Below are 20730 nucleotides of genomic sequence, written 5' to 3' on the forward strand. Positions count from 1 at the left end.
TATATAACGCTCGCGGAGCGGGCGAAAAGGAGGAAGCCATGAGGGCAAAAACGAGAATATTTGGGGAAATTGACATCCCACAGGACAAAATCATCACAATGGAGAAAGGGATGATAGGCTTTTCGGAGCTGAAAAACTACACTCTGATATACAATTCGGAGAAGGAGAATGATAAGAAGTCTATCATGTGGCTTCAATCGATGGATGATGGAGACATTGCATTTCCTGTCATGACACCGGATATCATCATGCCGGACTACAAGCCAACGGTCAACGAGGAGCTTCTTGCACCTCTTGGAGATCTGAATGAGGAGAATATGTATGTGATCGTCACTGTAAATGTGCCTAGCGACATCACAAAGATTGCCTGCAATTTAAAGGCTCCTATTGTGGTCAATACCGACAGCAACAAAGCAGCACAGCTTATAGTTGAGGATGACTACAAGGTGCACTTCCCGATTTATGACATCATAAAAGGGAAAAAAGAAAGGGCGGGTGAATAGTATGCTGGCTCTTACAAGAAAAAAGGGTGAATCTCTGGTGATTAATAATGACATCGAGATTACTATTCTGGAAATCAGAGGCGACCAGATTAAGCTCGGTGTAAGTGCACCGAAGGAGGTGCCGATTTACCGCAAGGAGGTTTATACGCAGATACAGCAGGAGAACAGGAAATCTGCGGATGCACAGAATGCACAGGCTCTCAAGGAGCTGTTTGGATAGCTTAAGACAGAGAGTTATATGTCGAAAGTTGCGACCGAAACCAATTGAATGAGAGTTCTATCAAGGCTATAATTGAACCAGTACAGCGATATAACTTTTTCGCAGTGCTGGTTCTTTTCGATGTGCCAAAAGCGTATAGCGAATAAAATATAATTTCAGACAGGAGGACTTCAATTTGGAGAAAGTACGTTACATGATTTCCGATGCGGCAGCTGCCGTGGATGTGGAGACTCATGTGTTGCGTTACTGGGAGGATGAGCTGGGACTTGATGTGCCTAGAAATGAACTTGGTCACAGATACTATACGAGAGACAATATAAAACAGTTTTTGAGGATAAAGGAGCTTAAGGAGAAGGGGTATCAGCTTCGCGCAATCCGTGATATGCTTCATTCGGATGCACCGGGTGAGCCGTTAAATCCACCGAATCCTGCGGCTATGGAAAAATCCGTGCAACCTGTAAATTACACGAATATCACAAATCAGGCGGCAAAACAGGAGATGTCAGGGTATAATCCGGCATATCACGATGAACTGCCGGGATACAATCATACATATCGAAGCCGCACGGCAGATGAGCGTATGGATGAGTTTCGCGAGCTGATGAGCAATATCGTGGGGAGAGCCATAGCACTGAACAATGAGGAGCTGAGTCAGCAGATATCCACTGAGGTGCAGGAGCGGATATTAAAGGAAATGAACTATCTGATGCGCGAACAGGATATTGCGCAGGAGGAGAGATATAAAAAGCTGGACGCTGCCATACGCGGAAATCTGCGTAGAAAGGGGCTTTTTTCAAGGAAAAGGAACGCTGACATGCCTGCAGATACAAAAATAAGCGCTGCAGACACCAAGGGAAAGAAGGGGCGCGACAAGACGCATACGCATGAGCTTAATCCGGTGAGACTGTAGAGCATGCATGACAACGCTTACACTATAAAAATAGTTACTGCAAAAAACGCTTACAGCATAAAATTGATTACAATACAAAGACGATTACAACACAAAAAAAGACGACCCATAACAGGTCGTCTTTATTTCTTACAGTATGCTAAAAATTAGCCCTGGCTGATTGCTCCAGTTGGGCAAACACCAGCACATGTACCACAATCGAGACAAGAATCTGCATCGATTACGTACTGTGAATCACCAGCAGAGATAGCTCCTACTGGGCACTCACCAGCACATGTACCACAGCTAACGCATGAATCAGAAATTACGTATGCCATAATGAAATCCTCCTTATAAAATAATGATCATTATTCGCCGTTATTGGCTTATCTGCATTGTAGTACAAAACACAGAATAATGCAATGCCAAATAAAATTGTACTTACTTTTACACAATCTTATATAAAAATTACCAAATATTCAGTAAAACTTGAAATGCTATTGTTACTATTGTATAATAAATAGAAAACAATTTAGAACCTCCGAGAACAAAAGCTGATACGTCATGTTTACATGTAAGCAGCAGATTTTCCTGCTCTCGAGGTAGCTCTGAAGTGTTACAATAAAAACACATGATTATTTAGAAAAACTGGTGTTTGCACATGGTATATTACTGTAGTATGTGCGGTGAGGATATAAAATGGAAACAAAAATTATAAAAATAGATCAGGACAATTTAGACCATAAGCTCATGCAGGAGGCAGGTGATTTGATTGCAGCCGGTGAGCTTGTAGCGTTTCCGACAGAGACAGTGTATGGGCTTGGCGGTGATGCTTTAGATCCGGAGGCATCAAAGAAGATATACAGTGCAAAGGGGCGTCCGTCGGACAATCCGCTTATCGTACACATATCAGATTTTTCGGATTTGGAGCGCATCGCAAAGACAGTGCCGGAGGATGCAAGGAAGCTTTCGGATGCTTTCTGGCCGGGACCTCTTACCATGATAGTGGAGAAGGGCGATGCAGTGCCTTATGCCACAACAGGCGGCATGGACACGGTAGCTGTGCGCATGCCGAATCATCCTATAGCGCTAGATCTTATAAGAAGAAGCGGCTGCCTTATCGCGGCGCCAAGCGCCAATACATCCGGCAGACCTAGCCCTACAGAGGCTGCACATGTGGCTGAGGATCTAAGCGGCAAAATAGCCATGATTATAGACGGAGGACCGGTTGGCATAGGTATAGAGTCCACCATCATTGACCTGACAGAGGATACACCTATGGTGCTGCGTCCGGGCTATATTACACCACAGATGCTTTCAAAGGTATTAGGCAAAGAGGTTATCATAGATCCGGGAATCATAGCGGCAGATGACACGAGAAAGCCCAAGGCCCCAGGCATGAAGTACAAGCACTATGCGCCAAAGGCTGACATGGTTATCGTGGACGGTACCAGAAAGCATGTGATTGCAAAGATAAATGAGCTTGTGGCTTCGCACAGGGATGATGGCAAAAAGATAGCAGTCATCGCAACAGAGGAGACAAAGCAGTTTTACGATGCAGATGTTGTCCTGTCGATGGGAAGCAGGGCGGATGAGGATTCGATAGCGCATGAGCTTTACCGTATATTAAGGGACTGTGATGAGCTCGATGTGGATGTGATTTTCTCGGAGAGCTTCTCCACACCGCGTATAGGACAGGCCATCATGAACCGTATGCTAAAGGCGGCAGGCCATCAGGTGATAGACACACATGTGAAGTATGACAAAATCATTTTTGTCGCACAGACCGGCACATGCAGGGAACAGATGGCAAAGGGCATCATGAACGACTTTGTACTCAAGGTGCCGATGGAGATTGAGGCGAGAGGACTTGTTGTCCAGTTTCCGGAGCCGGTCAATCAGAAGGCAGAGGCAGTGCTCATAAGCAATGGTATTTCCACGGAGGGCATGGTGTCAACGCAGCTTGAGGAATCGGATATCACGGAGAGTACTATGGTATTTACTATGGAGTCATCACAGCGCGAGCGCATTATAGAAAGCTTTGCCGATATCGACCCGGAGCAGGTCTTTGTGCTTTCGCAGTATGTGGGCGATGAGCTTGAGATACTGGATCCTTACGGTGGCACACTTCAAAGCTACGGACTGTGCTATGAAAGCCTTAGGGCTACGCTTAAGAAGCTGGTAAAGCTCTTAAATGCAAATACATAAAAGACAAACAAATATAACACAATATAAGACAAAGGAGAACAAATATTATGGGTAAGGTAGTAGTTATGGATCATCCGCTTATTCAGCACAAGATTGGAATTATGAGAAGAACCGACACAGGTTCAAAGGATTTCAGAACACTCGTCAGCGAGGTTGCGATGCTTGAGTGCTACGAGGCAACAAGAGATCTGGAGCTTACAGATGTGGAGATTGAGACTCCTATCTGTAAGGCCACTGTAAAGGAATTAAAGGGCAAAAAGCTTGCAGTTGTTCCTATCTTAAGAGCCGGACTTGGTATGGTGGAGGGCATGCTTGAGCTCATCCCTGCCGCAAAGGTTGGACACATCGGCATGTATCGTGACCCGGAGACAGCAGAGCCTATCGAGTACTATTGCAAGCTTCCGGCAGACTGCGCAAATAGAGAGGTATTTGTGGTAGATCCGATGCTCGCAACAGGTGGTTCAGCAGTTGCAGCGCTTGATATGCTCAAAAAGCGCGGTGTGAAAAACATCCACTTTATGTGCATAATTGCAGCTCCTGAGGGAGTAAAGAGACTCACAGAGGCACATCCTGATGTGGATGTATATATAGGAGCGCTCGATGATCATCTCAATGAGCACAAATATATTGTGCCGGGACTCGGAGATGCAGGAGACAGAATTTTCGGAACCAAGTAATAATAATGATGATAATAGCTGCAGGTTGCCCTGAGGTGTAAACAGTGATATAAAACTGTAAAGTAACAGACAGTGTGATAGACCATATTGAATGGAGGTGTATATATGGGAGCTTCGGAAAAGAGAAAGGATTATATCTCATGGGATGAGTATTTTATGGGCATAGCGATGCTTTCAGGCATGCGCTCGAAGGATCCGAATACCCAGGTGGGGGCGTGCATAGTGGACCCGGAGCACAAGATACTCTCCATGGGCTATAACGGCTTTCCTCTTGGCTGCTCAGATGATGAGTTCACCTGGGCCAGAGAGGGAGAGGATAACAAGTATTTCTATTCTACACACAGCGAGCTCAATGCCATCTTAAACTACAGGGGCGGAAGCCTTGAGGGAGCGACCATATATGTCACATTGTTTCCGTGCAATGAGTGCGCTAAGGCAATCATACAGTCCGGCATCAGGGAAGTAGTCTACGACTGTGACAAATACGAGGGCACGGCCAGCGTGACAGCTTCAAAGAGGATGCTTAGGGCAGCGGGGGTTACAATTCGCAGGTATGAGCACACTGACCGTGAGGTGACGCTTGTGCTGTAATCGCCGAAAAAGTGATAATACTGCAATTGTTGTGTCAAATTGACGTGATTTGACATGAAACACATTTATTTTTTATGCATTTTACACATAAAAATGTAGACAAAAGCAATAAAAATGATATAATAATTTGTATATGAAAAGAGATAATAAGAAAGAGGTAATGAATGCACTTATCATGGTTTTCCAGTTTGGAATCAACATGATTGTGCCGATATTTCTCTGCACACTGGCCGGTGTGTGGATTGGGAAAAAGACCGGAGCGGACTGGGTAACTGTTCCATTGTTTTTCCTTGGAGCATTTGCGGGGGCAAACAATATATACCGCATGGTTCAAAAATTCCTGAAGCCGGAGGATGATGGCAGAGCCGTCAGACAGACACCGGGCAGGCAGAGTACTACGGAAACAGAGATATCAGACAGTATTAGCAGGGTAGAGAAGGATGTTAAAAAGAATAAATGACGCATTGCCGGGACTTGTATTTGGGATAGTTTTTTACGGGATTGTTGTGCAGCTTATTGGGGTATGGTTTGTCACAGACAAAATTTCATATTCTATCGGCTTATGGTATGGGATAGCGATAGCTGTTGGTATAGCTGTCAATATCGCCACAGTCATATATGACGCGACCGCCATATATGGACAAAAGGATGCCAATCGCAGGATCGTAGCAAAATCACTTTTAAGGTATATTGTTGTTGCGGTCCTGTTATTTATATTGGGACTATTTGATTTTGGAAATCTGATAATGGCCTTTGTCGGTATGCTGGGACTCAAGATTTCAGCGTATTTACAGCCTTTATTTATGAAGGTGACAGACAGATTTTCCGGGAGAAGTGATGCATCTTCCGCCGGCGAAATGGAGACAGAGTAGCAAAACAGCAGGTAAACTTAATAAGGAGGAGGTGATAATGTGAATCAGGCGATTTTACTGGAAAGTAACGCAGACAATATCGACTTTATGATCCATGGTATTTTTTCGATAAAGGTATTCGGTCAGGAGGTCTGGATTACCACATCGCATGCCTGTATCCTCATAGTGATGGCCATTATGGTCATATTCGCTATAGTGGCAAACAGGAAGCTTAAAAAAGCAAAGGAAGTACCGGACGGCTTTCAGAATATCATCGAGCTTATCGTAGAGATGCTCGACAAGATGGTTGAGGGAACCATGGGTAAGTGGGCTCCGAGGTTTGTAAACTACATCAGTACGATTTTTATATTTATACTGATGAGTAATATCTCAGGCTTGTTTGGCTTAAGACCACCGACAGCCGACTACGGAACCACACTGGCGCTTGCACTTATTACATTTTTCATGATCAGATTCAATAAGGCTAAGCATCAAAGCGCAAAGGATATCTGGACCGGTATGTGTTCACCACTGCCGCCGTGGCTGCCTATATGGGCGCCAATCAACATTATCAGTGAGATTGCAATTCCTATCTCATTATCATTGCGTTTGTTCGCCAATGTGTTGTCAGGAACTGTTATCATGGCGCTGGTATATGGTCTGCTAAGGTTTATAGCCATAGCGTGGCCGTCAGTACTGCATGTATACTTTGATTTGTTCTCAGGAGCAATTCAGACATATGTATTCTGTATGCTGACAATGACATACGTTACACAGGCATGTGAGACGGATGAGTAAAACTATAAGATGTATTTTTAGGAGGATTCAATTATGGATATCAATGGACAGGATTTAATCAGAGCATGCTCAGCAATCGGTGCAGGTTTGGCAGTTATCGCCGGAATCGGACCTGGTGTTGGACAGGGTATCGCAGCAGGACATGGTGCAGCTGCCGTAGGACGTAATCCGGGAGCAAGAGGACAGATTATGTCAACCATGCTTTTAGGACAGGCGGTTGCAGAGACAACAGGTCTTTATGGTCTCGTTGTTGCATTACTTTTACTTTTCGTTCATCCGCTCGGATAGTATATTACGGTTTGCCGCAGAGGATTACCGTGCGGCGATACAGCCAACGGAAAGGAGAGTAAAAGTTGTTAGCACAGGGATATACATTTTTGTTTAATCTGGATGCGCAGTTGCTCTTTGATACAGTACTTTTGGCAGTTGCAGTATTTTTCCTTTTCATGCTGATGTCGTATCTGCTTTTCAACCCTGCAAGGAAGATGTTAAAGGACAGGCAGGACAGGATAGAAAGCGATATAAACACAGCTATTGCTGACAAGGAAAGTGCCGCAGCACTAAAGGCAGAGTACGAGGGAAAGCTTAAGGATATTGATAAAGAGGCCGAGGCTATTCTCACAGATGCGAGACAGAAGGCGCTTAAAAACCAGAACAAGATTGTGGATGATGCAAAGGAAGAGGCTTCTCGCATCATAAAGAGAGCCAGAGAAGAGGCAGAGCTTGAGAAGAAGCATGCCATGGATGATATGAAGCAGGAGATGATACAGATAGCATCGCTTATGGCACAAAAGGCTGTCGCAGCTTCGATCACCACAGACATTCAGGATACACTCGTTGAAGAGACACTTAAGGAAATGGGAGAATCAACATGGCTAAGCTAGTATCTAAGGTATACGGTGATGCATTGTTTGAGGCTGCCCTTGAGGATAACAGGCTATCAAGCCTGTCTGACGAGGTAACAGCAGTAAAGGAAATCATTGCTGCAAATGATGACCTCTCAAAGCTGATGGATCATCCGCAGATTGATAAAGAAGAAAAGGTCAGAATCATCGAAGAAATATTTGGGGGAAGAGTTTCAGCGGAGCTGGTAGGGCTTATGAGGATGATTATAGAAAAGAATCACTACAAAGAGCTTACCTTAGTCTTCGACTACTTTCTTGACAGAGTCAAGGAGTACCAAAATATCGGAACAGCATACGTCACATCTGCATTTGAGTTGTCAAAGGAGCAGAAGCTTGCTGTGGAGAAACGACTTCTTGACACGACAAAATACGTGAAATTTGAGATGCATTTTGAGGTGGATACCGCGCTCATAGGCGGTATGAAAATCAGAATCGGGGACAGAGTGGTGGATTCATCTGTCAGCAGCAGATTAGAAAGACTCACCCGCGATTTGACAAAAATACAATTGAAAGTAGGTGAATGCGCTCCATGAATCTAAAGCCGGAAGAAATCAGCTCAGTAATAAAGGAGCAGATTAAAAGATACGCTTCCCAGCTCGAAGTCGCTGATGTAGGAACAGTCATTCAGGTGGCAGACGGAATCGCACGTATTCATGGTCTTGAGAATGCGATGCAGGGAGAGCTTTTGGAATTTCCAGGGGAAGTATATGGAATGGTATTAAACCTCGAGGAGGACAATGTCGGTGCTGTTTTACTTGGACAGCAGCGCAATATCAACGAGGGAGATACAGTTAAGACCACAGGACGAGTGGTAGAGGTGCCGGTAGGCGATGCGATGCTCGGCCGAGTAGTAAATGCGCTCGGACAGCCAATCGACGGAAAGGGACCTATCCAGTCGGACAAATATCGTCAGATAGAGAGAGTAGCATCGGGAGTTATCTCGAGAAAGTCAGTAGATACACCGCTTCAGACCGGTATAAAGGCTATTGACTCAATGGTTCCTATCGGACGAGGACAAAGAGAGCTTATTATCGGAGACAGACAGACCGGAAAGACGGCTATCGCGATAGATACCATCATCAACCAGAAGGGACAGGGTGTGAAATGTATCTATGTAGCTATCGGTCAGAAGGCTTCTACGGTTGCATCCATAGTAAATGAGCTCGAGGAGTTCGGAGCCATGAGCTACACGACAGTAGTGGCTGCGACAGCATCAGAGCTTGCACCGTTACAGTATATCGCACCATACTCAGGCTGCGCTATAGGTGAGGAATGGATGGAAAACGGACAGGATGTGCTCATAGTTTACGATGATCTGAGTAAGCATGCAGCAGCATACCGTACACTTTCACTCCTCTTAAAGAGAGCGCCCGGACGAGAGGCTTATCCGGGAGATGTTTTCTATCTCCATTCAAGGCTTCTGGAGAGAGCAGCGAGACTGTCAGACAAGCTGGGTGGAGGCTCACTCACAGCCCTTCCTATCATTGAGACACAGGCGGGTGATGTATCGGCATATATCCCGACCAATGTTATCTCAATCACAGACGGTCAGATATATCTCGAGACAGAGATGTTCAACGCGGGCTTCAGACCTGCCATAAATGCCGGACTTTCAGTTTCACGAGTTGGAGGCTCGGCACAGATAAAGGCAATGAAAAAGATTGCAGCACCTATCCGAGTAGAGCTGGCTCAGTACAGAGAGCTTGCAGCGTTCTCACAGTTTGGCTCAGAGCTTGATGCAAGCACAGCAGAGCAGCTCGCACAGGGAGCACGAATCAAGGAGATTTTAAAGCAGCCGCAGTACAAGCCGATGCCTGTAGAGAAGCAGGTTATCATAATATACGCTGCGACAAAGAAGTATCTTATCGATATCAAAATCGAGGATATTTTAAGATTTGAGGCAGAGCTGTTTGATTTCATTGATACCAGATATCCTGAGATTCCTGAAGCAATCAGGGAGAAAAAGGTGATGGACGATGATACGGAGCAGGCACTTATAAAGGCAATCGAGGAATGCAAAAAGCAGTTCCGTTAGACGGTTGGATATTAGTAGAAGGCAGGTGGTAAAATGGCTTCGATGCGAGACATAAAGCGCAGAAAAAGCAGTATTACAAGTACTCAGCAGATCACAAAGGCCATGAAGCTCGTTTCTACCGTCAAGCTGCAAAAGGCGAGAGCACATGCGGAGGCAACAGATCCGTATTTCAACTATATGTACAGGACAGTAAGCTCGATGCTTGCAAAGAGCGGCAATCTGGAGCACCCATACTTAAAGGCCGGTGATTCGCCAAGGAAGGCGGTAGTTGTTTTGACATCAAACCGCGGACTGGCAGGCGGATACAACGGCAATATAGTAAAGCTCATCACACACGGAGACTTCAAAAAAGAAGAACTTGACATATACGCTGTGGGAGCAAAGGGTGAGGAGCTGCTTACGTCAAAGGGCTATCATATAGTAGAGAGTGCATCGGAGATGATGGAGGACCCGACCTACGAGGATGCGGCAGCACTTTGCAAAAGAGTGTTAAAGGCATTTACAGACGGTCAGGTGGGGGAGATTTATCTCGCATATACCCATTTCAAAAACACAGTTACACAGGAGGCGAAGCTCATAAAGCTTTTGCCGGTGGAGCTGGATGAGAGCGGGGCAGATGAGAAAGAGGACTCCAATATTCTCATGAATTTTGAACCGAATCCGGAGGAGGCTTTGGAGCTTATTATACCAAAATATGTGACAAGCCTGTTTTACGGAGCACTGGTGGAGTCATTTGCCAGTGAAAACGGAGCCAGAATGCAGGCGATGGATTCTGCTACGAGCAATGCAGAGGATATGATCAGTGATCTGACATTGAAATATAACAGAGCGCGTCAGGGCTCAATCACGCAGGAGCTTACTGAGATAATTGCAGGAGCTAATGCGATAGAGTGATACATGCATATCCGGTCATGGGAAGGCAGGCATGTGTGTCTGTGAATGGCCAAAAAGGCGAGTGTATCATATGAATTAAAAAAGAAGGAGAAACTATAAATGGCAGATAAAAATGTAGGTAAAATCATACAGGTTATCAGTGCCGTTCTGGATATCAAGTTTTCAGAGGGTAATCTGCCTGAGATAAACGATGCAGTCGAGGTGCCGCTGAAAAACGGCGGAAAGCTGGTCGTTGAGGTTGCACAGCATCTGGGCGACGATACAGTCAGATGTATCGCCATGGGACCTACTGATGGTCTCGTCCGCGGCATGGACGCTATCGCAACAGGAGCACCTATTTCTGTGCCGGTGGGGGAGAATACACTTGGAAGAATGTTCAATGTGCTCGGAGAGCCTATCGATGAGGTTGAGCCTCCACAGACAGAGGAGAAATGGGCAATCCACAGACCTGCGCCTAGCTTTGAGGAGCAGGCTACATCGCAGGAGATGCTTGAGACAGGAATAAAGGTTGTAGATTTACTCTGCCCATACCAGAAGGGTGGAAAAATCGGACTCTTCGGAGGTGCCGGAGTAGGAAAGACGGTGCTCATCCAGGAGCTTATCCACAACATCGCTACACAGCATGGTGGATACTCAGTATTTACCGGTGTAGGAGAGCGTACACGAGAGGGAAATGACCTGTACTACGAGATGAAGGAGTCAGGTGTTATAGACAAGACCACCATGGTGTTCGGACAGATGAACGAGCCACCTGGAGCACGTATGAGAGTTGCCCTGGCAGGACTTACAATGGCAGAGTATTTCCGTGACAGAGGCGGCAAGGATGTGCTTCTCTTTGTGGACAATATCTTCCGTTTCACACAGGCAGGTTCAGAGGTATCAGCGCTTTTAGGACGTATGCCTTCAGCCGTTGGTTACCAGCCGACACTGCAGACAGAGATGGGAGCTCTTCAGGAGCGTATCACATCAACAAAGAACGGTTCAATCACATCGGTTCAGGCCGTATATGTGCCTGCAGATGACCTTACAGACCCGGCACCGGCGACTACCTTCGCACACCTCGATGCCACGACAGTACTTGAGCGTTCTATCGCAGAGCTTGGTATTTATCCGGCTGTAGACCCGCTGGCATCTACATCGCGTATCCTTGATCCGCGTATCGTGGGACAGGAGCATTTTGAGGTGGCACACGCTGTCCAGGAGATACTCCAGAAGTACAAGGAGCTGCAGGATATCATCGCAATCCTCGGTATGGATGAGCTCTCAGAGGAGGATAAGCTCGTAGTAAGCCGTGCACGTAAGGTGCAGCGTTTCCTGTCACAGCCGTTCTTCGTAGCAGGACAGTTTACAGGACTCGAGGGCAAATATGTGCCTATCGCCGAGACCATCAGAGGATTTAAGGAGATACTCGAAGGAAAGCATGATGATGTACCGGAGAGCTATTTCTTAAACGTTGGAAGCATAGATGAAGTCCGTGCCAAGATGCAGTAATGTGAGGTGATTTCATGGCAGATAACATTTTTGACATAGAAATAATCACACCGGACAGGGTGTTCTACAAGGGAGAGACAGATTTCCTCGAGTTCAATACCCAAAACGGAGAGATTGGTGTATACAAAAACCATATACCGCTCACGACAGTGCTTGCACCGGGAATCGTGACTATCCATAATGGCGATGAGGAGAAAATAGCCGCAATCCATTCAGGCTTTGCGGAAATACTTGGAGACAAGGTCACATTTCTCGCAGAGCTTGCAGAGTGGCCTGATGAGATAGACATAGACCGCGCACAGGCCGCAAAGGAGCGGGCAGAGCAGCGCCTTTCTAATCACACAGCAGAGATTGATGTGAAGAGAGCGGAGTTTGCACTCAGGAAGGCACTTATCAGAATAGATGTGGCACATCATATGTAATTATAAAATCCCGGAATCTGCAGGTAAGCGGATATCCGGGATTTTTAATAATAAGTATCATTGTGGTATAATAGAGACATGATAGCAACTCCCAAGTTTGCTACTTCTGTTACCCTCCTAGATTTCGTTCTAATTTTTCTCTGCTCCATTGATAACTTACTTTTTTTAACAATCCATCGTTTTCTACTACTACCTTTGCAATCACCTCCCCCTTTTCATATATGTAATAAATACCTTTCGTTTCAGATACCACGTCAATTTCACTGAGCTGATATCTTTTGTATATAGAATTATTTTCTTGAACAATTTGTTTAATTAAATCATCTAAATTATCTTCATTTTTTCTGATATAGTATACAAGAGTGAAATCACCTTCGTGTTTATAATCATGCTCGTCATATATGGACGCCGCCTCAAAATAATCATATTCGCCAAAATTCAATCCATAATAATCCAAAACTCTATCAAATGTATTATTTACTCCTGATGCCGAACCCATCATAAGACAAAACAAACCAAAAAATGATGTCCAAAAAACATATATAAGACAATATATTTTTTTGCTCTTTATATTTTCCCTATCACGATGTCTTCCATAACAAATCACATTCGTGATTTGCTTGGGGAAAAATAGCGTGATAAAAATTGAAAATATTGCATATAATAATCCCATAATAGTTTCTCCCATTTCTTATTATGCCGTAGCCCACTATAATACGTCGCAAACTATGTTGTAGATGTCCTTACAAGAAAGACTTCTATAAAGCACTAGAAAATTTGAAAAATCCAAAGGTGCAATTGTAATCACGGCTATTAACACATTGAAAGTTCCAAATGGACCCAACGAATTTCATAGGGTATTTTTTTCCATTTTGATGAATAGCCGTTTTTGAAGAACTCAATATTGTGTATTCTTGGCATTTATATATTTGGGTGAATCATTCAATTTTAATGATATCATATCTTTTCGAATTTACCACTTTATATATATCTGTAAACTTTATTTATCATAATATTAAGACAACTATATCATTTATATCATGCCTTGTCAATTTTTATCAAAATCCACTCATACAAAAGAAAAATTTGTATATCATGCACAATAATATTGTTCTTAAATATGATAAGAAGCGTGTGTGGCATGGCGAAGAAGAAGTGCATCTCACATCACGCGAATGGAAAATATTAGAACTTTTGGCGAAAAATCAGGGAAAGATTGTAACAAAAGAAGTTATTTTAGAACAGGTATGGGATATTGATGAGAATTTTGTGGATACACATGCGGTTACGGTTGTGATAAACAGATTAAGGAAAAAGATAGAGAACAATATGACAGAGCCTGTATACATAAGGAATGTGTTTGGAGTAGGATATACTTTTGGAGAATAGGGTTGGTTTAAAAATAACCTTATTATCATGCGCATATTCTATGGAAAATTCCGCTAAAATATGCTTTAATAGAAGATATATAGCAGTAAAGGAGATGAACGCAATGGGGAGATTTGTAAATCCTGGAAACAGTGCATTCAAGGTAGCATTAGCTTCCGAGATATATATAGACAAAACAGGCTTGCTCGATTTTACCAATAGTGTGCTTGGAACAAAGCAGGCATATATATGTAATAGCCGGCCGAGAAGGTTTGGCAAATCTATTACGGCCGATATGCTTACAGCATATTACAGCAAGGGCTGTGATTCCAGAGAATTATTTATGAACTATAACATTGCACAGACAGAATACTTTGAGAAATATCTCAACAAGTATGATGTTATTCATCTCGATATGCAGTGGATACTAATGGATGCCGGTGCGCCGGAAAGAATATCAGGATATATAAATAAAAATGTTATATCAGAGTTGGCAGATCTGTACAAGGATATTGATTTAAGAGATCAGAAAACATTGTATGGTGCTCTATCGGTTATTAACAGTATGACGAACAATAAATTTGTAATTATAATCGATGAGTGGGATGTTTTGATACGTGATGAAGCAGCAAATTCCTCAGTTCAGGAGGAATATATCAATTTCCTGCGCGGAATGTTTAAGGGAAGTGAACCAACAAAGTATATAGAGCTTGCATTTCTCACAGGAATTTTACCGATAAAAAAGCTAAAGACGCAGTCGGCACTTAATAATTTTGATGAATATACCATGTTATATGCGGGACGTTTGTCACCATATATTGGCTTTACTGAGGATGAGGTCAGAGTCATATGTGATCGCTATGGCAGGGATTTTAGCCAGGTAGAGCGGTGGTATGATGGATATATGCTGGGAGATTGCCATGTATACAATCCGCGTGCAGTAGTAAATTACATGCTTCAGGGAGACTTAAAGAGTTATTGGTCAGAGACCGGGTCTTATGATGTCATAGTTCCACTTATAAATTTGGATTTTGATGGATTAAAGACCGCAATAATTCAGATGCTGTCCGGTGGAGAAATAAAGGTGAACACCGGCAGTTTTATGAATGATACGGTTAGCTTTAAAAATAAAGATGATGTTTTAACATATCTTGTTCATTTAGGGTATCTGGGATTTGATCAGAAAAAGAGTTGTGCGTTTATTCCAAATGAGGAGATACGGCAGGAGCTGACAACCGCTGTTGAGAGTACAAGATGGAAGGAGCTTATTACATTTGAAAATGAATCGCTTTTCCTTTTGGATGCGACACTTGACATGGAAAATGATATTGTAGCCAAAATGATAGGACAAATACATGATGAGTATGCGTCAGGTATTCAGTATAACAATGAGAATTCTCTAAGCAGCGTCCTTACTATAGCATATCTGGGTGCAATGAACTATTATTTTAAGCCGGTGAGGGAATTGCCTACAGGCAGAGGTTTTGCGGATTTTGTTTATATCCCTAAGCCGGAATTTGCGATAGATTATCCGGCAATGGTTGTTGAACTGAAATGGAATAAGACAGCAAAAACAGCGATTAATCAAATAAGAGAAAAACAATACATGAAGTCGATAGAGCAATATACAGGTAATATTTTGCTTGTCGGCATAAGCTATGATAAGAAGACAAAGAAGCATCAGTGTATTATAGAAGAGTACATGAAAAAATAATCAGATAACATTTGGATAGCAGGATAACGACTGCAAGAGGAAAAGAAAATGTCTAGAAGAAAGAGGCAGAAAACCGGAATGATAAATAAAGAAAAGGAAAATAACAGCATGACGCAGGAGACTCAAACACCGCAGCAGACAGTTGACGCGCAGCAGATGGTTATACCGCAGGAGAGCGAGCGCATCTTGACATAGAAATAATCACACCGGACAGGGTGTTCTACAAGGGAGCGACAGATTTCCTCGAGTTCAATACCCAAAACGGAGAGATTGGTGTATACAAAAACCATAGACCGCGCACAGGCCGCAAAGGAGCGGGCAGAGCAGCGCCTTTCAAATCACACAGCAGAGATTGATGTGAAGAGAGCAGAGTTTGCACTCAGGAAGGCACTTATCAGAATAGATGTGGCACATCATATGTAATTATAAAATCCCGGAATCTGCAGATAAGCGGATTTCCGGGATTTTTAATATAAGACCGATTAATTATTTTCTTTTTTCTCTTTCCAATCCGGCTGATAGGCATAGTTTCCCCGAAAGATATGATATTCTTTCGGGGAAATTTTTAGAAAATTATTTTTTTATGTAAAAAATGAAACATGGTCATGTCCTGACACGGTGGGATTTGCGGAACTGCTGTGGCGATTCATGAAAATTTTTCTGGAAGGACTGCGAAAAATAGCTGGTAGAGGAAAACCCGATACATCCGGCAATCTCTTCGATACTGTGATTGGTTGTGAGCAGCAGGTCACGCGCAGACGCCAGCCGAACTTCGTTCAGGTAAGCGATGGGAGATTTCCCGTACAGCTCTGCAAAACGGTGTGAAAGGTAATATTTTGAGAGACTGCAGTTTTCGGCAAGCGAATCCAGAGAGATCATGCTCTGGTAATTGTGCTCGATAAAGCGTTTTACCTTGTGGCATTCGCGGCTGCTGTTCTGCGCATCCACCACTTCATAGGATACATGGTCTTTCCGGCAGAAATATAAAATTAAAATATCCAGATAATGCTGGCAGATCTCTGCGTAGCGGTCCTGTTTGTTATGCATTTCCCGCAGGATATTTTCAAAACACTGGCGGATAAAAGGCGAGTTTGCAGAAGCCGGGACATGAATGTATTCCGGTTCTTTGTCAGTATTCAGTTTTAATCCTTCCACCCCGAGCACATAATAATCCAGTGGATTTTCCGGATCGGAAAACTCTGTGTGTGTTACCTGTGCACCGATCACGACAAGGCTGTTTGAGGAGACAGGAAGAGATTCATTTTCAATCAGCATGCGTCCGGTGCCGTCTTTAATAAAGAAGATTTCCGTAAAATGATGGCTGTGGGGAAACGAAGTCCAGTCATTTTCAAATTTGGATGCTGATATGGAAAGCAGGCGGAAATGGATTTCCGGCTGTACCTCATTATCCAGATTAAATTTGCGGTTACTCATGGAAAATACACTCCTTTCATGTCATAATTGCAATGATTTCCTAGTTAAAATGGAACGATGTTGTACTTAGTATACAATGAAAAAAACAAAATAACAAGATTTTTAAAATAAAGCAAGAATTATAAAATATAGAGCAATATATGGATAGGAAAAAGAGATGGCGTACTCTATAATAACAAATGTAAGGAAGGAAACATAAGAATTTATAGTAAAAAATAACAAAAATGGGAGGTTACTATGAAGAAAAAAATTTTATGTACAATGATAAGTATGGTAATGGTAGCATCTTTATTTGCAGGGTGCGGTACAGATTCAGGAAAGGAGAATTCTGCGTCAGATACCAGCAAGACAAAAGAAGCTGGAACAACAATCAGTGTAGCTGCTATTGAGACAGCTTATGGTTCTGAAATGTGGCAGAAGGTGGCAGATGCATTTACAGAAGAAACCGGAATTAAAGTAGAACTTACAACAGATAAAAAATTAGAGGATGTAATTGGACCATCCATGCAGGGAGGCGAATACCCGGATGTTATTCATCTTGCCACGGGACGTGAAGCTGCGTTGACGGAACAGTTTATTAAGGGACATATGATTACTGACATTACAGATGTTTTATCTATGAAAGTTCCGGGAGAAGACAAACTTGTTTCAGAGAAGATTGCAGGAGGATTTACAGACACATCATTGACCAATCCTTATGGTGATGGAAAGACATATCTTGCACCAATGTTTTATTCTCCATGTGGTCTGTTTTATAATGCAGGTCTTTTAGAAGAAAAAGGATGGGATGTTCCAAAGACATGGGATGAAATGTGGGAATTAGGAGATAAAGCAAAAGAAGAGGGAATTTACTTATTTACATATCCTACAACAGGTTATTTTGATGCATTCTTCTACGCACTGATGTATTCAGCAGGTGGTCCGGAATTTTTTGATAAAGCAACAAATTATGCGGAAGGCATCTGGGAAACTCCGGAAGCACAGACATGCTTTGATATTGTTGCAAAGTTAGCTGAGTACACAAATCCGGTCACACCTGCGCAGGCAAATGATCAGGACTTCACACAGAATCAGCAGTTAGTACTTGACAATAAAGCAATCTTTATGCCAAATGGAACATGGATCGTTGGAGAAATGGCAGAAGCACCTCGTGCAGATGGATTTAAGTGGGGAATGACAGCTCTTCCGGCAGTAAAAGATGGCGGAGATGCATACAGTTATACATGGTTTGAGCAGGCATGGATTCCTTCTGGTGCAGAGCATCAGGATGCAGCAAAATTATTTATCTCTTATTTATACAGTGACAAAGCATGTGAAATTTTTGCAAAAGCAGGAGCTATCCAGCCAGTATTAGGCATTGCAGACAAATTAAGTGGTGATAACGTAATGTTCTACTCTATTTATGATAATGGAGCAAAGGCAGCTATGGGTAATTTCGCAGCATTTGAAGCAATTCCGGGCGTGGAAGTGCGAACAGTATTCTTTGACCCGGTAAACTCATTAGTATCAGGCGATATGGATGAGCAGGCATGGATTGACGGAATTATTTCGGCAAGTGACCAGATGCGGGCGAATTTGAAATAAGAGTTTTTAGTTTGCCTTAATGCTATAGTGGTAAAAATGAGTCGGCGGACAGAATTTTTGTCCGCCGAATTTTAAATAGTACGGTTTGTTTGAAAGGAACGTGAAAGTATGAAAAAAGCCAGAGGACGAAGCGGTTTTTTGGCGGTATGCATAGCACCAGCAGTAATTTTATTTTTTGTGTTTATGATATTGCCTACCTTAAATGTATTCCGGATGTCGTTATTTGAAAAAGGTGCATATTCACCGAATGAAACATTTGTTGGCCTGAAAAATTTTAAAACATTAATATCGGATACTAATTTTATAAGGTCCATGCAAAACATGATTTTACTTATTGTTGTTGTTACAATAGTTACCTTTGCATTTGCACTTGTTTTTGCAGGCATTCTGTCAAGAGAACAAATCAGGGGACAGAATTTTTTCCGTATTATTTTTTATATTCCCAATATTTTATCGGTTGTAGTAATTGCAGGTATTTTTTCTGCAATTTATAAGCCGGAGAACGGAATGCTAAATAGTATTATCGGACTGTTTCATAAAATGGAGAACCCGATTTTGTGGAAAGGTGAATCGCTTGTGATCGTCAGTCTTATTATTGCAATGATCTGGCAGGCGATTGGTTACTATATGGTCATGTACATGGCATCTATGGCGAGTGTGCCGAAAAGCCTGTATGAAAGTGCCGGATTAGATGGTGCAGGCAGGCTCGTTCAGTTTTTTCAGATTACAATTCCGTTGATCTGGACTAATATTCGTACAACATTAACATTTTTTATTATTTCTACTATTAATATGGCATTTCTTTTTGTAAAAGCTATGACTTCAGGTGGCCCAAACGGAGCTTCTGAAGTGTCACTAAGCTATATGTATGGACAGAAGGATGCCGGATTATATGGATACAGTATGGCAATAGGTGTTGTAATATTTATTTTCTCGTTTGCATTGTCTGCACTTGTAAATAAAGTTACAGAGCGTGAACCACTGGAGTTTTAAGGAGAGAAAATATGAGAGAGAAAAAAAATCCGAATTCTGCGGAACGGTTGTATAAATTTTTTATCTATTTAGTTTTAATAATGCTTGCAGTCAGTATTATTATTCCGGTGGCATGGGTGTTTATGGCATCCATTAAGCAAAATAAAGAGTTTTATGGAAATCCGTGGACTTTGCCGGAGGGTTTTTATTTTCAGAACTTTATTGATGCCTGGAATACAGCAAAAATGGGAGATTACATGTTAAACTCCGTATTGGTTACAGCTTTGGCACTTGTAATTCTTTTAATTGTTGCGCTGCCGGCAGCTTACTGTTTGTCACGTTTTAAATTTAAAGGAAGTAAATTTTTAAATGCGGCTTTTATGGGTGGTCTTTTTATTAACGTGAATTACATTGTTGTTCCAATTTTTTTGATGCTGCGAGATGGGGACAATTGGCTGAAATCAGTAATTGGGAAAAGTTTTCTGTTAAATAATCTGGTTATACTTGCAATCGTATATGCTGCAACAGCACTTCCGTTTACAATTTATCTGTTGTCGGGGTATTTTTCAACATTGGCACATGATTATGAAGAGGCGGCATATATTGATGGAGCAGGTTATAGTACAACGATGTGGAAAATTATTTTTCCAATGGCAAAACCATCTATTATTACGATAATCTTGTTTAATTTTCTTTCTTTTTGGAATGAATATATCATTTCCATGACACTGATGAGTTCGGCAAAGGGACCGAAAACGTTACCGGTAGGATTATTAAATCTGATGCAGGCACAGCAGTCAGCAGCACAGTATGGAATTATGTATGCAGGACTTGTAATAGTAATGCTTCCTACATTAATTTTATATATATGTGTTCAGAATAAACTGACACAGGGAATGACTGTTGGTGGTTTAAAGGGTTGATGAGAAGGGAGATTAAAATGGAATTTTGGAAAAAGCACACAAAATGCAGAATAATTTTAATGGCAGCTCTTTTTATTGCCGGAATAAGCCTGTCTGTTTTTGGATGGGGTATGACAGGAAAAATGACAGGTTTAGGAATTATGCTTATTGGAATTATCTGTTTATTAATAGCATTGTGGATTTATAATTGCCCTTTTGCAGAAAAGAAGAAAAGAAAGTAATTATATGGATGAAATAGAGTGAGGAAGAAA

General features: G+C 42.4%; 27 protein-coding genes. 24 read left to right on the top strand and 3 right to left on the bottom strand.

The window, feature by feature from the left end; translation table 11 throughout:
• Positions 1 to 38: 38 nt before the first annotated feature.
• The 3 genes from fliW (at position 39) to EUBREC_RS00515 (ending at position 1633) form a co-directional block, all read left to right on the top strand.
• The gene (fliW, locus tag EUBREC_RS00505) at positions 39 to 503 is read left to right on the top strand and encodes a flagellar assembly protein FliW (protein ID WP_012741036.1); all 465 of its coding nucleotides are present in this window, start codon (positions 39 to 41) and stop codon (positions 501 to 503) included.
• A gap of 1 nt (position 504) precedes the next feature.
• A complete protein-coding gene (csrA, locus tag EUBREC_RS00510) occupies positions 505 to 723 on the top strand; it encodes a carbon storage regulator CsrA (protein ID WP_012741037.1) in 219 nt (72 codons plus the stop codon).
• 193 nt (positions 724 to 916) lie between these two features.
• Positions 917 to 1633 carry a MerR family transcriptional regulator gene (locus EUBREC_RS00515; RefSeq protein ID WP_012741038.1) on the top strand — a complete coding sequence of 239 codons (717 nt, stop codon included), beginning with the start codon at positions 917 to 919 and terminating at the stop codon, positions 1631 to 1633.
• A gap of 146 nt (positions 1634 to 1779) precedes the next feature.
• Here EUBREC_RS00515 and EUBREC_RS00520 read toward each other — a convergent pair whose 3' ends face one another.
• The gene (locus EUBREC_RS00520) at positions 1780 to 1950 is read right to left on the bottom strand and encodes a DUF362 domain-containing protein (protein ID WP_015517610.1); all 171 of its coding nucleotides are present in this window, start codon (positions 1948 to 1950) and stop codon (positions 1780 to 1782) included.
• 361 nt (positions 1951 to 2311) lie between these two features.
• Here EUBREC_RS00520 and EUBREC_RS00525 point away from each other — a divergent pair, with 361 nt between their 5' ends.
• The 13 genes from EUBREC_RS00525 (at position 2312) to atpC (ending at position 12484) form a co-directional block, all read left to right on the top strand.
• A complete protein-coding gene (locus EUBREC_RS00525) occupies positions 2312 to 3820 on the top strand; it encodes an L-threonylcarbamoyladenylate synthase (protein ID WP_012741039.1) in 1509 nt (502 codons plus the stop codon).
• Between the two features lie 47 nt (positions 3821 to 3867).
• Positions 3868 to 4497, top strand: a complete 630-nt coding sequence (gene upp, locus EUBREC_RS00530) for a uracil phosphoribosyltransferase (RefSeq protein WP_012741040.1) — start codon at positions 3868 to 3870, stop codon at positions 4495 to 4497.
• Between the two features lie 105 nt (positions 4498 to 4602).
• The gene (locus EUBREC_RS00535; protein WP_012741041.1) at positions 4603 to 5088 is read left to right on the top strand and encodes a deoxycytidylate deaminase; all 486 of its coding nucleotides are present in this window, start codon (positions 4603 to 4605) and stop codon (positions 5086 to 5088) included.
• 133 nt (positions 5089 to 5221) lie between these two features.
• Positions 5222 to 5548, top strand: coding sequence for an AtpZ/AtpI family protein (locus tag EUBREC_RS00540; RefSeq protein WP_012741042.1), 327 nt, complete (start codon positions 5222 to 5224; stop codon positions 5546 to 5548).
• Positions 5529 to 5960 carry a hypothetical protein gene (locus tag EUBREC_RS00545; protein WP_012741043.1) on the top strand — a complete coding sequence of 144 codons (432 nt, stop codon included), beginning with the start codon at positions 5529 to 5531 and terminating at the stop codon, positions 5958 to 5960. The genes EUBREC_RS00540 and EUBREC_RS00545 overlap by 20 nt, the downstream gene beginning before the upstream one ends.
• A gap of 39 nt (positions 5961 to 5999) precedes the next feature.
• On the top strand, positions 6000 to 6737 hold the full coding sequence (gene atpB, locus EUBREC_RS00550; RefSeq protein ID WP_012741044.1) for a F0F1 ATP synthase subunit A: 738 nt from the start codon (positions 6000 to 6002) through the stop codon (positions 6735 to 6737).
• A gap of 33 nt (positions 6738 to 6770) precedes the next feature.
• A complete protein-coding gene (atpE, locus tag EUBREC_RS00555; RefSeq protein WP_012741045.1) occupies positions 6771 to 7025 on the top strand; it encodes an ATP synthase F0 subunit C in 255 nt (84 codons plus the stop codon).
• Positions 7026 to 7090: 65 nt separating this feature from the next.
• The gene (gene atpF / locus EUBREC_RS00560) at positions 7091 to 7621 is read left to right on the top strand and encodes a F0F1 ATP synthase subunit B (RefSeq protein WP_012741046.1); all 531 of its coding nucleotides are present in this window, start codon (positions 7091 to 7093) and stop codon (positions 7619 to 7621) included.
• A complete protein-coding gene (atpH, locus tag EUBREC_RS00565) occupies positions 7609 to 8175 on the top strand; it encodes an ATP synthase F1 subunit delta (protein WP_012741047.1) in 567 nt (188 codons plus the stop codon). Before atpF ends, atpH begins: the two co-directional genes overlap by 13 nt.
• Positions 8172 to 9677, top strand: a complete 1506-nt coding sequence (gene atpA / locus EUBREC_RS00570; RefSeq protein WP_012741048.1) for a F0F1 ATP synthase subunit alpha — start codon at positions 8172 to 8174, stop codon at positions 9675 to 9677. Before atpH ends, atpA begins: the two co-directional genes overlap by 4 nt.
• A gap of 33 nt (positions 9678 to 9710) precedes the next feature.
• The gene (gene atpG, locus EUBREC_RS00575; protein WP_012741049.1) at positions 9711 to 10571 is read left to right on the top strand and encodes an ATP synthase F1 subunit gamma; all 861 of its coding nucleotides are present in this window, start codon (positions 9711 to 9713) and stop codon (positions 10569 to 10571) included.
• 99 nt (positions 10572 to 10670) lie between these two features.
• Complete coding sequence (atpD, locus tag EUBREC_RS00580) at positions 10671 to 12062, top strand: F0F1 ATP synthase subunit beta (protein ID WP_012741050.1); 1392 nt, start codon at positions 10671 to 10673, stop codon at positions 12060 to 12062.
• A 14-nt stretch (positions 12063 to 12076) separates the two neighbouring features.
• Entirely contained in the window at positions 12077 to 12484 is a 408-nt protein-coding gene (gene atpC, locus EUBREC_RS00585; protein WP_012741051.1) for an ATP synthase F1 subunit epsilon, read from the top strand.
• 109 nt (positions 12485 to 12593) lie between these two features.
• Here the strand turns inward: atpC and EUBREC_RS00590 are convergent, their stop codons facing one another.
• Positions 12594 to 13157 carry a hypothetical protein gene (locus tag EUBREC_RS00590; RefSeq protein ID WP_049757177.1) on the bottom strand — a complete coding sequence of 188 codons (564 nt, stop codon included), beginning with the start codon at positions 13155 to 13157 and terminating at the stop codon, positions 12594 to 12596.
• A 422-nt stretch (positions 13158 to 13579) separates the two neighbouring features.
• Here EUBREC_RS00590 and EUBREC_RS00595 point away from each other — a divergent pair, with 422 nt between their 5' ends.
• The 4 genes from EUBREC_RS00595 to EUBREC_RS18345 all read left to right on the top strand — a co-directional run bounded on the left by EUBREC_RS00595 (position 13580) and on the right by EUBREC_RS18345 (position 15989).
• Positions 13580 to 13873, top strand: coding sequence for a winged helix-turn-helix domain-containing protein (locus EUBREC_RS00595; RefSeq protein ID WP_158555584.1), 294 nt, complete (start codon positions 13580 to 13582; stop codon positions 13871 to 13873).
• Positions 13874 to 13976: 103 nt separating this feature from the next.
• Positions 13977 to 15566 (top strand): AAA family ATPase, encoded by a 1590-nt coding sequence (locus tag EUBREC_RS00600; protein WP_015517615.1) that lies wholly within the window; start codon positions 13977 to 13979, stop codon positions 15564 to 15566.
• Between the two features lie 48 nt (positions 15567 to 15614).
• On the top strand, positions 15615 to 15761 hold the full coding sequence (locus tag EUBREC_RS17635; protein ID WP_012741055.1) for a hypothetical protein: 147 nt from the start codon (positions 15615 to 15617) through the stop codon (positions 15759 to 15761).
• A 78-nt stretch (positions 15762 to 15839) separates the two neighbouring features.
• A complete protein-coding gene (locus EUBREC_RS18345; RefSeq protein ID WP_012741056.1) occupies positions 15840 to 15989 on the top strand; it encodes an ATP synthase delta/epsilon chain alpha-helix domain-containing protein in 150 nt (49 codons plus the stop codon).
• A 180-nt stretch (positions 15990 to 16169) separates the two neighbouring features.
• Here the strand turns inward: EUBREC_RS18345 and EUBREC_RS00610 are convergent, their stop codons facing one another.
• Positions 16170 to 17000 (bottom strand): helix-turn-helix transcriptional regulator, encoded by an 831-nt coding sequence (locus tag EUBREC_RS00610; RefSeq protein WP_012741058.1) that lies wholly within the window; start codon positions 16998 to 17000, stop codon positions 16170 to 16172.
• A gap of 237 nt (positions 17001 to 17237) precedes the next feature.
• Between EUBREC_RS00610 and EUBREC_RS00615 the strand changes: the two genes are divergently transcribed.
• The 4 genes from EUBREC_RS00615 (at position 17238) to EUBREC_RS00630 (ending at position 20700) form a co-directional block, all read left to right on the top strand.
• Positions 17238 to 18584: a carbohydrate ABC transporter substrate-binding protein gene (locus EUBREC_RS00615; protein WP_012741060.1), complete on the top strand. Its 1347-nt coding sequence runs from the start codon at positions 17238 to 17240 to the stop codon at positions 18582 to 18584.
• 108 nt (positions 18585 to 18692) lie between these two features.
• Positions 18693 to 19577, top strand: coding sequence for a carbohydrate ABC transporter permease (locus EUBREC_RS00620; protein WP_012741061.1), 885 nt, complete (start codon positions 18693 to 18695; stop codon positions 19575 to 19577).
• A gap of 11 nt (positions 19578 to 19588) precedes the next feature.
• Entirely contained in the window at positions 19589 to 20479 is an 891-nt protein-coding gene (locus EUBREC_RS00625) for a carbohydrate ABC transporter permease (RefSeq protein ID WP_012741062.1), read from the top strand.
• A gap of 17 nt (positions 20480 to 20496) precedes the next feature.
• The gene (locus EUBREC_RS00630) at positions 20497 to 20700 is read left to right on the top strand and encodes a DUF6903 family protein (protein WP_330367733.1); all 204 of its coding nucleotides are present in this window, start codon (positions 20497 to 20499) and stop codon (positions 20698 to 20700) included.
• Positions 20701 to 20730 lie beyond the last annotated feature (30 nt).

The organism is Agathobacter rectalis ATCC 33656, assembly GCF_000020605.1.
Taxonomy (GTDB): domain Bacteria; phylum Bacillota; class Clostridia; order Lachnospirales; family Lachnospiraceae; genus Roseburia; species Roseburia rectalis.